The sequence below is a fragment of the Dietzia sp. Die43 genome (assembly GCF_024519835.1).
In the GTDB taxonomy this organism is placed as follows: domain Bacteria; phylum Actinomycetota; class Actinomycetes; order Mycobacteriales; family Mycobacteriaceae; genus Dietzia; species Dietzia kunjamensis.
In genome coordinates this window covers 74,802-89,459 of the sequence record NZ_JALJRF010000001.1, presented here as the reverse complement: position 1 = coordinate 89,459, position 14,658 = coordinate 74,802, and the positions used below count along the sequence as shown (strand labels likewise).

12 protein-coding genes are annotated in these 14,658 nt (G+C 69.7%); 6 read left to right on the top strand and 6 right to left on the bottom strand.

Going from position 1 to position 14,658, the window contains the following annotated elements:
- Positions 1-59: 59 nt before the first annotated feature.
- Complete coding sequence (locus NR111_RS00415) at positions 60-902, top strand: hypothetical protein (protein ID WP_256819343.1); 843 nt, start codon at positions 60-62, stop codon at positions 900-902.
- Here NR111_RS00415 and NR111_RS00410 read toward each other — a convergent pair.
- Positions 864-2,096 carry a lycopene cyclase family protein gene (locus tag NR111_RS00410; protein WP_256819341.1) on the bottom strand — a complete coding sequence of 411 codons (1,233 nt, stop codon included), beginning with the start codon at positions 2,094-2,096 and terminating at the stop codon, positions 864-866. The two genes, NR111_RS00415 and NR111_RS00410, sit on opposite strands and share 39 nt — an antisense overlap.
- A 36-nt stretch (positions 2,097-2,132) precedes the next feature.
- Between NR111_RS00410 and NR111_RS00405 the strand changes: the two genes are divergently transcribed.
- The 5 genes from NR111_RS00405 (at position 2,133) to NR111_RS00385 (ending at position 6,940) form a co-directional block, all read left to right on the top strand.
- Positions 2,133-2,921 carry a thioesterase family protein gene (locus tag NR111_RS00405; protein ID WP_256819339.1) on the top strand — a complete coding sequence of 263 codons (789 nt, stop codon included), beginning with the start codon at positions 2,133-2,135 and terminating at the stop codon, positions 2,919-2,921.
- A gap of 433 nt (positions 2,922-3,354) precedes the next feature.
- Entirely contained in the window at positions 3,355-4,986 is a 1,632-nt protein-coding gene (locus NR111_RS00400) for an ABC-F family ATP-binding cassette domain-containing protein (RefSeq protein ID WP_256819338.1), read from the top strand.
- 260 nt (positions 4,987-5,246) lie between these two features.
- On the top strand, positions 5,247-5,738 hold the full coding sequence (locus NR111_RS00395) for a universal stress protein (RefSeq protein ID WP_256819337.1): 492 nt from the start codon (positions 5,247-5,249) through the stop codon (positions 5,736-5,738).
- Between the two features lie 113 nt (positions 5,739-5,851).
- On the top strand, positions 5,852-6,199 hold the full coding sequence (locus NR111_RS00390) for a hypothetical protein (RefSeq protein ID WP_119191697.1): 348 nt from the start codon (positions 5,852-5,854) through the stop codon (positions 6,197-6,199).
- A 111-nt stretch (positions 6,200-6,310) separates the two neighbouring features.
- Positions 6,311-6,940: an HNH endonuclease gene (locus NR111_RS00385; protein ID WP_070722527.1), complete on the top strand. Its 630-nt coding sequence runs from the start codon at positions 6,311-6,313 to the stop codon at positions 6,938-6,940.
- A 15-nt stretch (positions 6,941-6,955) separates the two neighbouring features.
- Here NR111_RS00385 and NR111_RS00380 read toward each other — a convergent pair whose 3' ends face one another.
- From NR111_RS00380 to NR111_RS00360, 5 genes are all read right to left on the bottom strand, one after another.
- Positions 6,956-8,572 carry a pyridoxal-dependent decarboxylase gene (locus tag NR111_RS00380; protein ID WP_256819331.1) on the bottom strand — a complete coding sequence of 539 codons (1,617 nt, stop codon included), beginning with the start codon at positions 8,570-8,572 and terminating at the stop codon, positions 6,956-6,958.
- The gene (locus NR111_RS00375) at positions 8,569-9,975 is read right to left on the bottom strand and encodes an MFS transporter (protein ID WP_256819330.1); all 1,407 of its coding nucleotides are present in this window, start codon (positions 9,973-9,975) and stop codon (positions 8,569-8,571) included. Before NR111_RS00375 ends, NR111_RS00380 begins: the two co-directional genes overlap by 4 nt.
- A gap of 114 nt (positions 9,976-10,089) precedes the next feature.
- Positions 10,090-10,932, bottom strand: a complete 843-nt coding sequence (locus NR111_RS00370) for an aldo/keto reductase (protein ID WP_256819328.1) — start codon at positions 10,930-10,932, stop codon at positions 10,090-10,092.
- A 46-nt stretch (positions 10,933-10,978) separates the two neighbouring features.
- Positions 10,979-11,548 (bottom strand): TetR/AcrR family transcriptional regulator, encoded by a 570-nt coding sequence (locus NR111_RS00365; protein ID WP_069390485.1) that lies wholly within the window; start codon positions 11,546-11,548, stop codon positions 10,979-10,981.
- A gap of 92 nt (positions 11,549-11,640) precedes the next feature.
- Positions 11,641-14,454 (bottom strand): aconitate hydratase, encoded by a 2,814-nt coding sequence (locus tag NR111_RS00360; RefSeq protein WP_132063340.1) that lies wholly within the window; start codon positions 14,452-14,454, stop codon positions 11,641-11,643.
- Positions 14,455-14,658 lie beyond the last annotated feature (204 nt).

Here is a 14,658-nt window from a genome sequence, read left to right as displayed (position 1 = left end):
GGCCGGGGGCGAGACGACCTGATTGGCTGTTCCGTTCACCGGCCGTTTACGCTGAATACATGTCCCGCCCCGCTGACCGACCGTCAGACCGTCCGGCCGGCGAGCCCTCCGACGGCCCGATCGACACCCCGTCGGATGAAGACCGCAGCGCGGCGGACGCCGTGGCCGGTTCCCAGGACCGGGCCCGGACGATGAGTCTCACCAAGGCGACCGCGTGGGTGGTGCTGCCCCCGTCGATCCTGCTCGCGCCGCTGTCCGGCTTCCTGCTCCTCATGGTCCACCGCACCGGCAGCGACCAGCCCTGGCACACCTGGAATCTCCTGTGGACGGCCTTCGACATCGGCGCCGAGGGCAACATCGCGGTGTGGTTCGCTTCGACGATCTGGCTCCTCGTCGGAATGTTCGCGGCCTTGGCCGCTCTCACCGCCGACCGGTTCCGGAAGTCGTGGTGGCTCTTCGCCGCGGTCGGCGTCACCGCCTCGGTGGACGAGGCCTCCGCCCTGCACGAGCGACTGTTCGTGGTGGGGGACAGGATGGCCCCGTACCTGCCGTTCGACACCTTCTACAACTGGGTGATCCCGGGAGCGATCATCGCGCTGGTGGTCGGAGCGCTGCTGATCCGCCTCGTGTTGGCGCTGAAGCGTCGGGTGGTTCTCGCACTGATCCTCTCGGCCGTGGTCTTCCTGACGGGCGCGATCGTCATCGAGAGCCTGACCGGTCTCGTCCACCGCGCGGACGCCGGCATGTCGACGCCCTATCTCGTCCTGATGTACATCGAGGAGACCTTCGAACTCGTGGCCGTGGCCGTCGCGGCCGTGGCGCTGTCGACCATGTTCCGCCTCTCGCGGCGTCCGGGCGGCCTGTTACTCACCTTCGACGGGTACCGTCCGCGTTCCGGCTGAGGTGATCGGTACACCCCCGCCCGACGTACGAGCCGACGGGCGCAGCACCGCCGCGACCATCCCGGCCTTGTTCCGGGCGGGCATGGAGAACCACATGCCCCACATGGCGGCGGCCACCTGGTAGGAGGGGCTGGCGGCGTCGAGGAACCAGCGCTGACGGCGACCGTCGAGTCGACCGAAGGCGTTGAACAGCGCCCGCAGGGTGCGCTCATCAGCCCGCAGGAGTACGCGCAGTCCGACACCGTGGAGGGCCGTGCTCAGCGGCGACCGCGGTGCCGGCAACGGGTATCCCGCCTCGATCGCGTGCACCGCCGCCGGCACCGCCGCCAACATCGCCGCCACCGAGTACCCCGTCGCCGCGTGCCCGTGGCCACCGGCGGTGCCGAACGCCTCGACCCGCGGGTCCTCCGTTAGCTCGGCGCGGGGCAGGAGCGGGATCCGTACGCGCTCGACGGACAGCGGCGACGCGATCGCCGCGGGGGAGACCCCCCGGCCCGTCAGTCTCGAGCGGAGCCGGCTCGCCAGGACGGCGGGATCCAGAGCGGGCAGGCCCGCCAGACACGTCTCCTCCAGCAGTACCCGGTCCGGTCCCACGGGGATCGCGTACAGGAAGCTGGGCCCGACCTCGTCGTCGTCGCTGTCGTCGTCGTTCCGGCCGCGGAGATAGTCGGTCCGCCAGTCCATGAACAGGGCGTTCTCCCCGCCCAGCGCCGGCGCCGCGTCGGCCGCGTCCACGACGATCCCGTAGGCGGTCTGGAGGGGCCCCCGGTTGAGCCGGCCGCCGGCGCCGCGGCAGTCCACCACGCGGTACGCGCGGGCGGTGAGGGCCCGGACCCCGGTGTCGTCGACCTCCGCGAGTTCGACGGTGACGCCGGGGCCGAGCGGCAGTGCGCGGCGCAGGGCCTCGTTGTCCAGCACGGCGTACTCACGGTGCAGCACGGCTCTGTCGGGCGCGTACAGGGCGGCGGCCGGCACGGTGTGGGCGAGCACGTCCACGCCGCACGCCTCGGGCCGGAGCCACATCGGGACCTGGTCGGCCCACACCGAGAGCGTCTGGCGCCACGGTGCGTCCGGGCGCGGGTCCAGCGCCAACACGGTGAGACCGGATGCGGCACAGCGGGAGGCGAGCGCGCGGCCGGCGGGACCGAGCCCGACGACAGCGACGTCGTACAGACCGCCACCCGTAGCATTCATCAGGATCGACACTACCGCCCGCACGAGAGGGGACCCATGTCCGACGCGTTCTACCAGCAGGTCGACGAGGCCCGCTTCGAGTCCACGGCGCTCACCGCCGGGCCGTGGTCCGCCGAGGCCCAGCACGCCGGCCCGCCGAGTGCGCTGCTGGTGCGGGCCATGGAGCGGGCCGGCTCCGGCTCCGGCTCCGACATGAGACTGGCGAGGGTGTCCGTCGACGTCCTGGGCCCCGTGCCGGTGGCGCCCCTGGACATCGAGGTGCGCACGATCCGCCCCGGGCGCAGCGTGGAGCTGCTCGAGGCGACCGCGTCCGTGGGCGGCCGGTCTACGTTGGTCGCGCGCGGCTGGCTGATGCGGCGCACGCCCGAGGACTATCCCGTGGTGGGCGATCACGCGGCGCCGCCGGTGCCCGAGAGGCGCGAGCGCGATCCCATGATGAGTTTCGCCCACGCCGGCGGGTACCTCTCGGTGGTCGACTTCTCCTACGCCTCCGGCGGCGGGGACGAACTGGGTCCGGCCCGGGCGTGGGGGCGGGCGCGGGTCGACCTGGTCGCCGGGGAGCGGATGACCGGGTGGCAGCACACCGTGGTGGTGGCCGACTCCGCGAGCGGAGTCTCCCTGGCCACCGACCCGGTCGACCACCCGACGATCAACTGCGACCTGGTGGTCTCCCTGCACCGCGAGCCCGCGCCCGGCTGGGTGCGCTTGGATTCGGAGACGATCGGCGGGCCCGGCCACGGGGTGCTCACCGACACGCTGCTCTCGGACGACCACGGTCCGATCGGCCGCAGCGTGCAGAACCTGTACGGGCGCAGCGGGGGTTGAAGGCGGGCCGGGCGGGGTGGCCAGGCTCTTGCAGCCGCCCCTCACGATGGCGTCTGGCCTGCCCCGATGCGCACGCGAGACGCCATCGTGAGGGGCGAGGAGGGCTGTCGTGGCCATCTGCAGAAGCGAGGCGTCAGGGCCAGGAAGCGGATGCACACAGCGGTCGGCCCGCGGCCAGCAGGACGCGACGCCGCCAAGGCGCCGACCTCATCCGACGTACGCCAGTCAGGCCGCCCACAGGTCGCAGCGACCGACGCGCGGCAAGAGAATCCGCCGGAAGGCGAACCCGGCGCACGCTCTCTGGTCGCGGAGACCCACGTCACCGGACTCGTCGGCACACTCGCGCCGCAGGTAGAGTGGCAGGTCGGCCCTACGCCCGCCAGGGCGGGGCCGAAAGACCTTCCCCGAACGCTACAGCGAGGTACCCGCGCACGTGATCACCATCGACGACCTTGAGGTGCGCGCCGGCGTGCGCACCCTGCTCCACATGGACGGGTCCTCGCTGCGGGTCCAGCCCGGCGACCGGATCGGCCTGGTGGGACGGAACGGCGCGGGTAAGACGACGACGATGAGGATCCTCGCCGGCGAAGGTGAACCCTACGCCGGGAAGGTCGTCCGGACCGGTGACCTGGGATATCTTCCGCAGGACCCGCGTGAGGGCAACATGGACCAGCTCGCGCGCAGCCGGGTCCTCTCCGCCCGCGGGCTGGACGTGATCATGACCGACATGACCGCCGCGCAGGAGCAGATGGTCTCCGCACCGGACGACAAGGCCATGGACAAGGCCGTGCGTAAGTACGGGCGCCTCGAGGACGAGTTCTCCGCCCGCGGCGGTTACGAGGCCGAGAGCGAGGCCGCCCGCATCTGCAACAGCCTGGGGCTGGAGGACCGGATCCTCACCCAGAATCTGGGCACCCTGTCCGGCGGTCAGCGCCGGCGCGTGGAGCTGGCGCGGATCCTGTTCGCCGCCTCCGACGGTGCCGGCAAGTCGCAGACCATGCTGCTGCTCGACGAGCCCACCAACCACCTCGACGCCGACTCCATCACCTGGCTGCGCCAGTTCCTCGAGAAGCACGAGGGTGGGCTGATCATCATCTCCCACGATGTCGAGCTGCTCGAGGCCGTGGTGAACAAGGTGTGGTTCCTCGACGCCGTGCGCGGGGAGATCGACGCCTACAACATGGGGTGGAAGAAGTATCTCGACGCCCGCGCCACCGACGAGGCCCGGCGCCGACGTGAGAAGGCGAATGCGGAGAAGAAGGCCTCGCAGCTCAAGATGCAGGCCGCCAAGCTGGGCGCCAAGGCCACCAAGGCGGCCGCCGCCAAGCAGATGATCCGGCGTGCTGACGCCATGATCGACAATCTCGACGAGGTCCGCGTGGCCGACAAGGCAGCGCGGATCAAGTTCCCCACTCCCGCGGCCTGTGGCAAGACGCCGCTGTTCGCCAAGGGCCTGACCAAGATGTACGGCTCGCTCGAGGTGTTCGCCGGGGTAGACCTGGCGATCGACAAGGGTAGCCGCGTGGTGGTGCTGGGCTACAACGGTGCCGGCAAGACGACGCTGCTCAAGCTGCTCGCCGGTGTGGAACGCACCGATGGCGAGGGCGGCGTCGTCTCCGGGCACGGGCTCAAGATCGGCTACTTCGCCCAGGAGCACGACACCCTGGACATGGACGCCAGCGTGTGGGAGAACATCCGCCACGCCGCGCCGGACGCGGGGGAGCAGGAGCTGCGCAGCCTGCTGGGGGCGTTCATGTTCACCGGCCCCCAACTCGAGCAGCCGACAGGCACGCTCTCCGGCGGTGAGCGCACGCGTCTGGCGCTGGCCGGACTGGTGTCCTCGGCGGCCAACGTGCTGCTGCTCGACGAGCCCACGAACAACCTGGACCCGATCTCGCGCGAGCAGGTCCTCGACGCTCTACGGACGTACGAGGGTGCGGTCGTCCTGGTCACCCACGACCCCGGCGCCGTGGAGGCGTTGGAGCCGGAGCGGGTCATCATCCTGCCGGACGGCACGGAGGACCTGTGGAGCCAGGAGTACATGGAGATCGTCGAACTCGCGTGAGCCTGTGAACGCGGACGTTCGCGTATATGACCGTCGAACTCGCGTAACCGAGCACAGCGAGGGCACCCGGACGTTCGCGTATATGACCGTCGAACTCGCGTAACCGAGCGCAGCGAGGGCACGCGGACGTTCGCGCATGTGACCGTCGAACTCGCGTAACCGAGCACAGCGAGGGCACGCGGACGTTCGCGTATGCGACCGTCGAACTCGCGTAACCTCACGGGACCTCTCCGGCAGGTCTACGGTGGAAGGTGTCGTCGGTGCACGACAGTCCGGGGCACCGTCGGCATCTCGCCGGAGGAGGACAGCTCATGGACACCAGGCCAGTAGTCGTCGGAGTCGACGGTGGGCCGGATTCGCTACGGGCCCTGAAGTGGGCAGCCGAGTACGCGGCCGCGCTCGACGCGCCGCTGATCGCCCTGACCGCGTATCAATTGCCAGCGGTCTACGGCCCGTATGCGATGGCCGGCTGGGAGGGCTCCTCCGAGTTGGAGAGCAGCGCGCGCGAAATGCTCGCGGACGCGGTGCGCAACACCCTGGGGGAGGACGCCTCGTACAAGCCGGCCGTCCTGCAGGGCCACGCGGCCGAAGCGTTGATCGCTGCATCCGGGGACGCCCGGCTCGTGGTGGTCGGTAGCCGCGGGCGAGGCGGGTTCACCGGGATGCTGCTCGGCTCGGTCAGTCAGCACGTCGTGGCGCACGCGCACTGCCCCGTGGTCGTCCTGCCGCATTCGAGCCACGAGGCCGACTAGCGGCGCCGCCCGTCGGGGTGCGTCACACGCAGCATCCAGGGCGACCGAGTCGAGCGTCACACAGGAGACCCTTACCTGCGGTGATTCCGCGTTGACCTGAGACAATTCATCTTATGGACACTGTCATCCAGATCATCCTCATCCTGCACTTCATCGGTCTCGCCGGGATCATCGGTGGCTGGCTCGCCACCATCAAGGCGCCTTACATGGCGAAGGGCATCCTGCACGGCGCGATCCTCCAGGTGGTGACCGGACTGCTGCTCGTGGGTCTGCGCGAGATGCAGGACGCTGACCTCAACCACATGAAGATCGGTATCAAACTGCTGGTGGCGATCGTCATCCTCGTCGTCGCGATCCTCGGCGTCCGCAAGGAGGCCAAGGCCCAGGGCAGCACCGCGACCCTGACCCACGTCGCCGGTGTCCTGGGCATCGTCAACGTCGCGGTCGCGGTCCTCGTCTGAGGCGTCGCCCCGTATGCGGACCGCGCCCCCCGATCTCGAGTCGGGGGGCGCTTGTCGTATGGGCCGCTCACACTGGGATTAAGACCGCAACCCGGAGTGGAGGGCGAGTAGATGGATGACGCGACCCGCGATGTCCCTGGTGCACGAGTGGCCGCGCCGGAGCTCGAGGACAAGGCGGATGTGCTGGCGGATGTCGCCGATGCGATCGAGACCGTTGGGCTTGACGAAGGCAGTCGGATACTCGGCCTCCGCTACCCGTTCGTGCCCGTGGAGAAGACGTCCCGGAGTTACACGGAACGGAGGTCATTGCGTCTCTTCTACCGCGACGGGTTCGTCGACCGCTACAGCGGGACGCGTCTGGTCAACCCCGGGGCCCTACGGCTGCTCTCCGTACTGCTTCCGGAGGACTTCCCCGCGGATCCGAACTGGGCGATGTCGCGATCGCACTTCGCGTTCTGGGAGCTGTTCCCGACCATCGACCACCTGCAGCCGGTGTCCCGTGGGGGAGAGGACACCGAGGCGAACTGGGTGACGACATCTATGCTGCGCAACTCCGCCAAAGCGCACTGGACGCTCACCGAACTGGGATGGGGACTCCATCCCCCGGGCGATCACGCCCAGTGGGACGGGTTGACCGACTGGTTCGTGCGGTACCTCCGGGCGAATCCCGCTCCTATCGCGGTGCCGTACATTGGTCGGTGGTTCCGGGCGTCTGCCGAGATTCAGGCGAAGTTCGCCTGAATCACTCCATCACCGTCACTCCATCACCGCCGCGAGGTAGGCGCGGACCAGGCGGCCGCCCACGCCGGCGGGCAGCCGTTCTATCGCCGCGAGCAGCGGCGCCATTCCGCCACCGCCTCCCTCGGTCCCGGCCTCGTCCGCGTCGAGGACACCACCCACGAGCGCATGCACCTCATCTTCTGGCAGGGCGAGCAGGTCGGCGGGGGAGAGGGTCCCTGTCTCCAGCGCGTCGAGCACGTCGGCGAACCCCGTCGGAGGGGCCGGATCAGGCTGCCCGCGGACCTCGTCTGCGGCCTCAAACGCCACGCGGAGGATCTCCTCGACGAGCCGTTCGGTCACCGGGGTGATGGTGAGGTGGGACGACGACGACAAGGTCCCCCGCTCCTGGCGGTAGGCGGGCTGCGCCTGGACGGCGATGCCCCTCCGGGCGCAGGCATCCGCCCAGAGGTGCGGGTGAACGCGCCGGCCGTCTCCGGCGGACTCGTCGGCGACGACCGCCAGCAGTGGGCCGGGATCGCGGTCGAGGACTCGTAGCCCCTCGATGCCGGACAACCCGTCGACCAACCGATCGGTCGCCCGGGCGGTCCGGGCGACCAGTTCACGCTGCCCGCCGTCGCCGAGTGCCTCGAGCACCGTCCACGCCGCCGCGGCGGGTTCGAGCGGTTTGGATCCGGCGAGCGTCGGGTTGACCACCGGGTAGCCGGGCCAGTCGACGGTGGCGAACCATGCCGCCCGGTGGCGTTCGCGGCCCCGGCTGAGCAGCACCGACGTGCCCTTGGGTGCGAAACCGTACTTGTGTACGTCCGCCGAGATGCTGGTGACCCGCGCGACACGGAGGTCCCAGAGCGGCATCGGGTTCGGCTCGGTGGCGTCCGGACCGGTGGCGTCCGGACCGGTGGCGTCCGGACCGGCGGGGTCCGGACCGGGCCAGAACGGCAGCACCAGGCCGCCGAGGCAGGCGTCGACGTGCAGCCCGATGCGCGGATCGTGCTCGGCCTCGAGAACGGCGGCCACCTCGGCCACGGGGTCGATCACGCCGTTCGGGTAGGCGGGCGCCGAACACACCACCAGCACCGTGTCCCCATCGACCGCCGCGAGGAGCTCGGCGGCGGTCACCCGCCCCGTCCCGGGATCGACCTCGACGCCGACGAACCTCAGGCCCAGCAGGTGCGCCGCCTTGCGGAACGCCGCGTGCACCGTCACCGGTGCGACGATCGTTCCACCGTCGCCCGGCTGTCGACCGGAGACCTCGCGCGCGGCGAGGCAGGCGAGCATGCAGCTCTCGGTGCCACCGGACGTGACGTTCCCGTAGATGTCGCCACCGAGCCCGTCGCCGCCCTCGCCACCCGCGCCCGCGGACCGTCCACGGAGAATGTCGCGCACACGGTCGACTATGCCGCCGTGGATCCGGGCGACCGAGGAGTACACCGTGGGGTCGAGGCCGTTGACGCCATGGGCGAGACGAGCCGCGCGGGTCGCCAGTTCGTCGAGTTCGGCGAGCCCGGAATCGTAGACGTACGAGAGGACCCGGCCCCCGGTGGTCGGCGGGTCCTGCGCCCGCATCGCGGCGAGGCGGGCCAGCGCGTGTTCCCCGCGATCGGTGATCTCCAGGGCGAGGGGATCGGGGGTCATGTTCGCTCCGTCCATCGGGGATAGGACCGGCCGAGAGTCCGGATCAGCAGCAGGCTCGCGCCGGCGAGGAGCGCGGGAACCAGGGAGAACGCGAGGACGATGGCCCAGTGCGCCGTCCCGGGCTGATCGGACACCCCGCCGGAGCGGAAACCACCGAATGCCAACAGGGCGAGCACGACGACCGGGCCCAGGGCCATCGCGCCGGTCTCCGACGCCGTCCACAGGCCGCTCATCGCCCCACTTCGTCGTCGTCCCCCCAACGAGCGATCCAGGTCGGTGCAGTCGGGCAGCATCGACATCGGTAGAGCCTGCATGCCCGCGTACGCGACACCAGCCAGCGCCACCGGGAGGTGCACCCACGCGCCGGGGGAGAAGCCAGCCGGGATGAGCAGCAGGGTCGCCACCGTGAACAGCGCCGTGGCCGCGGCCAGCGCCGGCACCTTCCCGCGGGCGTGCGCGAGACGGGTCCACAGCGGCATCACGAGTAGCGCAGGGCCCACCAGTGCGAGGAAGAGCCCGGTCAGAGCGGTCTCGTCACCCAGCACGTAGGTCGCCACGTACTGGCCGCCCGCGAGCATCACGGCCGTCGCGACAGCCTGCAGACAGAACACCGCGACGAGCAGCCGGAACGGCCGCGTGACCCGCAGCGCGTCGAGTCCGTCGCGATACTCGTGCGCGAGCCCACCGGCCGGCGCGTCGGCCCGCATGATCGTGCTGCGGCCCGCCACGAACGTCGACCACAGCATGCCCATGAGCATCAGCGCGGCGACCCCGACGGCCATCACCACGTATCCGGTGGGCCCGCCGCCGGCGGCGTCGCGCAGCGCCGGGCCACCGCCCCCCGTGAGCAGGATCGCCGCGGCGAGAACGGCCACCCGCCACGCCAGCAGCGTCACGCGGGCGGCGGCGTCATCGGTGAGTTCGGCCGGCAGTGCCAGATACGGCACCTGGAAGCACGAATACGCGATCGAGGCCAGGAGGAAGAAGCCCATCACCCACACCCCGGCCGCGCTCGTACTCCAGCCGGTCGGCGCCGAGAAGGTCGCCACGAACAGCAGCGGCAGGGCCAGCGCCCCGAACAGCATCAGGCCCGTGCGATAGCCGCTGCGGTGGGACGCCCTGTCCGAGATCGCGCCGATGAGCGGGTAGGCCAGGACGTCGATGACCTTGGGCACCAGCACGAGCACCGTCGCGACGGCCGCCGCCACCCCGATCGAGTCGGTGAGGTAGTACGCCAGCACCAAACCGGGCAGGGTGCCGAACGCACCCGTGCCGAGGCTGCCCGCCGCGTACGAGGCGAGGACCGGAGCCGTGGTGGACCGGTCGGTCACTGTCCGGCCCGGCGCGCCGCGGGGAGCCCCGCCCGCGCCGGGCTCCCCGCCCGTGTCCGCGGTGGTGGTCATGGACCGACTCTAGGGCGCTTGCGGCCCGTCGCGCCGTCGAAAAGAGCGTTCCGCACACCTGCCTCTCGGCAAACGTGTGCGGAACTGTCTTCTCGATGGGGTCTGGCGGTGGGGTCAGCCGCGCCAGTCGAAGGTGTCCGGATCCGGGCCCGAACGGGTGCCGTTGTGCAGCGCGGTGATGGAAGCCATCTGCTCGTCCGACAGCTCGAAGTCGAACACCTCGAGGTTCTCGCGCATGCGGGCCGGGCTCGAGGACTTGGGGAAGACGATGTCGCCCCGCTGCAGCACCCACCGAAGCACGACCTGGGACACCGTGCGCCCGACCTGCTGGGCGAGCGCCTGCAACTGGGGGTCACCGAAGACCGCGCCCTGGGCCAGCGGACTCCACGCCTCCACGGCGATGCCCCGCTCGACGCACGCCGCGCGCAGGTCGTCGTTGACGAAATAGGGATTGGACTCGATCTGGTCGACCGTCGGGGTGCTCAGGCCGGCCTCCGCCAGTCGCGCGAGGTTCGCCGCGGTGAAGTTGGAGACGCCGATCGAGTCGACGGCCAGGTCGGAGCGGATCTCCTCCATCGTCTCCCACACGGTGGCGACGTCGTTGTGCATCGCCAGTGGCCAGTGCACGAGGTAGAGGTCGATGCGCCCGCCCAGAGCCTCGAGCGAGCGCTCGGTGGCCTCACGGGCGGCGGTGCGCTCGTGGAAGGTGTTGTTGAGTTTGGTGGTGATCCAGAACTCGTCGCGCGGTATGCCGGACGCCGCGACGGCCCGGCCCACCCCCTCCTCGTTGCCGTACATCTGAGCGGTGTCGAGGTGGCGGTAACCGGCCTCGATCGCGTCGGTGACGACCTTCTCGGTGTCGGCGGGCGGGACCTGGAAGGTGCCGAATCCGACCTGGGGGATCGAGCGGCCGTCGTTCAGGGTGAGCTGGGGGATCTGCGCGTCAGGTGTGGACATGCGACCAACGTACGCCCGCCTCAGGGGATCGCGCAGGAGACGATTCTCACCCCTGCCCGGTCCGGAGCGACGCCTCGACGAGGTCGAGCATCTCGCTGACGTGCTCGGTGCCGCGACCCGTCGCCAGGTGAGTGATGAGGCCATCGAGCACGATGTCGAGGTACACGCGCAGCACGTCCGCGGGGATGTCGGTGCGCATCCTTCCGGACGCCTTCTGTTCGCGGAGGCGGGCCACGACCGCCGCGTCGACCTCCGCCTGTCGGTCTGTCCACCGTTCCCGGAAGTCCGGGTCGGTGCGGATCCGCCGGGCGATCTCCAGACGCGTCCCGAGCCAGGAGAACTCCTGGGGGTCGGCGAGGATCTCCCGCATCACCTGGACCAGACCCTGCGCGGCCACGGTGGCGGCCATCGCCGCCGCGTCGTCGTGCGCGAGTGCGAGGAAGAGCGCGTCCTTGTCGTCGAAGTGGTGGAAGATGGCACCCCGGCTCAGTCCGGTGGCCTCTTCCAGACGACGCACCGTGGCGCCCTCGAACCCGTACTCGGCGAAGCACTCACGTGCGCCTGACAGGATCTGGTGTCGCCGGGCGTCCATGTGGTCCTGACTGACCCTGGGCATCTCGCTACCTTCCTTCGGAAACACCGCGGCGGTGCGCAGTCACCTTGCCTGAGCAGGGGAAACCGCGCACCGCCGTTGATGTGGGAGGCCGATCAGCCCTTGATCATGTTCCGCAGGACGTACTGCAGGATGCCGCCGTTGCGGTAGTAGTCCGCCTCGCCGGGGGTGTCGATGCGCACCTTGGCGTCGAACTCGACGACCTGGCCGTCCTCCTTGGTGGCGGTGACCTTGACCGTCTTGGGCGTGGTGCCGTTGTTCAGCTCCTCGATGCCGGAGATGTCGAAGGTCTCCGTGCCGTCGAGCCCGAGGGTCTCGTGGGACTCGCCCTCGGGGAACTGCAGCGGGATGACGCCCATGCCGATGAGGTTGGAGCGGTGGATGCGCTCGAACGACTCGGTGATCACGGCGCGGACGCCGAGCAGGCGCGTGCCCTTGGCGGCCCAGTCACGCGAGGAGCCGGTGCCGTACTCCTTGCCGCCGAGCACGACGAGCGGGGTGTTCTGCTCGGCGTAGTTCTGCGCGGCGTCGTAGATGAACGCCTGCGGCGCGCCCTCCTGGGTGAAGTCGCGGGTGTAGCCGCCCGTCACGCCGTCCAGCAGCTGGTTCTGCAGCCGGATGTTGGCGAACGTGCCACGGATCATGACCTCATGGTTGCCGCGGCGGGAGCCGAAGGAGTTGTAGTCCTTGCGCTCCACGCCGTTGGCGTCGAGGTACTGCGCCGCCGGGGTACCCGGCTTGATGGTCGACGCCGGCGAGATGTGGTCGGTGGTGACCGAGTCGCCGAGCTTGGCCAGGACGCGGGCGCCCTTGATGTCGGTGACCGGCTCCGGCTCCATCTCCATGCCCTCGAAGTACGGGGCCTTGCGAACGTAGGTCGACTTCTGGTCCCACTCGAAGGTCTTGCCGTCCGGGGTGCTGAGACCGCGCCAGCGCTCGTCTCCGGCGAACACGTCGGCGTACTTGGACTTGTATTCGTTGGACGAGATGGAGGCCTTGATGGTCTCCTCGATCTCTTCGGAGGTGGGCCAGATGTCCTTCAGGAAGACGTCGTTGCCCTCCTTGTCCTTGCCCAGCGAGTCGTTCTCGAAGTCGAAGTCCATCGAGCCTGCGATCGCGTAGGCGATGACCAGCGGCGGGGACGCCAGGTAGTTCATCTTGACGTCCTGGTTGATCCGGCCCTCGAAGTTGCGGTTACCGGACAGGACGGCGGTCGCGGTGAGGTCGTTCTCCTGGATCGCGGCGGAGATCTCCTCCGGCAGCGGGCCGGAGTTGCCGATGCAGGTGGTGCAGCCGTAGCCGACGAGGTGGAAGCCGAGGGCCTCCAGGTCGGGCCAGAGACCGGCACGCTCGTAGTACTCGGTGACGACCTGCGAGCCCGGGGCCATGGAGGTCTTGACCCACGGCTTGGCCGTGAGGCCCTTCTCGTGCGCCTTGCGGGCGACGAGCCCGGCGCCGATCATCACCGACGGGTTGGAGGTGTTGGTGCACGAGGTGATCGACGCGATGGACACGATGCCGTGGTCCAGCACCATCTCCGTGTCGCCGACCTTGACCTCGACCGGCTTCGACGGGCGGCCCTCGGAACGCGTGGACGCGTCGGCGCGGACCGCACCTTCCTCGGCATGGGCGAGGGTCACCTTGCCGGCGTTGTCCGACGGGGCACCGCCCTCGGACTGCATCCGGCCCTTCTCGGTGTCACCGAGCGGCTTGGCCTCGCCGTCCACGTAGTTGTGGATGTCCTTGCGGAACGCGCTCTTGGAATCGGAGAGCTCGATGCGGTCCTGGGGACGCTTCGGGCCGGCGATCGACGGGACGACGTCCCCGAGGTCCAGCTCCAGGTACTCGGAGAAGACGGGCTCCTCGGAGTCCGGGTGGAGCCACATGCCCTGCTCCTTGGCGTAGGCCTCGACGAGGGCGAGCTGCTCCTCGTCGCGGCCGGTCAGGCGCAGGTAATCGATGGTCTCGCCGTCGATCGGGAACATGGCGCAGGTGGAGCCGAACTCCGGGCTCATGTTGCCGATAGTGGCGCGGTTGGCCAGCGGCACGGCCGCGACACCGGCGCCGTAGAACTCGACGAACTTGCCGACGACGCCGTGCTTGCGCAGCATCTCGGTGATCGTCAGCACCACGTCGGTGGCGGTGACGCCCGGCTTGATCGCACCGGTGAGCTTGAAGCCCACGACGCGGGGGATGAGCATGGAGATCGGCTGACCGAGCATCGCGGCCTCGGCCTCGATGCCGCCGACGCCCCAGCCGAGGACGCCGAGACCGTTCTCCATGGTGGTGTGCGAGTCGGTACCGACACAGGTGTCGGGGTAGGCCTGGCCGTTGCGGACCATCACCGTGCGCGCCAGGTACTCGATGTTGACCTGGTGGACGATGCCGGTGCCCGGGGGGACGACCTTGAAGTCGTCGAACGCGCCCTGACCCCAGCGCAGGAACTGGTACCGCTCCTCGTTGCGCTCGTACTCGATCTCCACGTTCTTCTCGAACGAGCTGGCCTGACCGAAGGACTCGATGATCACCGAGTGGTCGATGACCATCTCGGCGGGGGCGAGGGGGTTGACCTTGTCCGGGTCTCCACCGAGCTTCTCGACGGCCTCACGCATGGTGGCGAGGTCGACGATGCAAGGCACGCCTGTGAAGTCCTGCATGATCACGCGGGCCGGCGTGAACTGGATCTCGGTGTCGGGCTCGGCACTGGGGTCCCAGCTCGCCAGGGCCTCGATGTGCTCCTTGGTGACGTTCTTGCCGTCCTCGGTGCGCAGGAGGTTCTCGGTGAGGACCTTGAGCGAGTAAGGGAGCTTCTCGGCCCCCGGAACCGCCGACAGGCGGTAGATGTCGTAGGTCTCGTCGCCGACCTCAAGGGTCCCCTTGGCGCCGAAACTATCAATGCTTGCTGTCACGTCAGCTCCACTCGTGGTGCGAATGTCGGTTCGTCATCCCTCCCGGTGTCACCGCGTCTGTCTCGGGCGGCGGCGCCGGGGCGGACACAGCATCCATTGTGGACCCTGTGATCCGTCTTCGGCCGCCAATTTACCAGTACGCCCGTCCTGTATAGCCCCCGGCACGCCCGAACGTGGGCACGCGACTGCGGTTATCGCCGACGA

Coding starts and splice junctions, on each gene's coding strand:
- NR111_RS00415 (WP_256819343.1), top strand. CDS start 60: ATGTCCCGCCCCGCTGACCGACCGTCAGACCGTCCGGCCGGCGAGCCC.
- NR111_RS00410 (WP_256819341.1), bottom strand. CDS start 2,096: ATGAATGCTACGGGTGGCGGTCTGTACGACGTCGCTGTCGTCGGGCTC.
- NR111_RS00405 (WP_256819339.1), top strand. CDS start 2,133: ATGTCCGACGCGTTCTACCAGCAGGTCGACGAGGCCCGCTTCGAGTCC.
- NR111_RS00390 (WP_119191697.1), top strand. CDS start 5,852: ATGGACACTGTCATCCAGATCATCCTCATCCTGCACTTCATCGGTCTC.
- NR111_RS00385 (WP_070722527.1), top strand. CDS start 6,311: ATGGATGACGCGACCCGCGATGTCCCTGGTGCACGAGTGGCCGCGCCG.
- NR111_RS00380 (WP_256819331.1), bottom strand. CDS start 8,572: ATGACCCCCGATCCCCTCGCCCTGGAGATCACCGATCGCGGGGAACAC.
- NR111_RS00375 (WP_256819330.1), bottom strand. CDS start 9,975: ATGACCACCACCGCGGACACGGGCGGGGAGCCCGGCGCGGGCGGGGCT.
- NR111_RS00370 (WP_256819328.1), bottom strand. CDS start 10,932: ATGTCCACACCTGACGCGCAGATCCCCCAGCTCACCCTGAACGACGGC.
- NR111_RS00365 (WP_069390485.1), bottom strand. CDS start 11,548: ATGCCCAGGGTCAGTCAGGACCACATGGACGCCCGGCGACACCAGATC.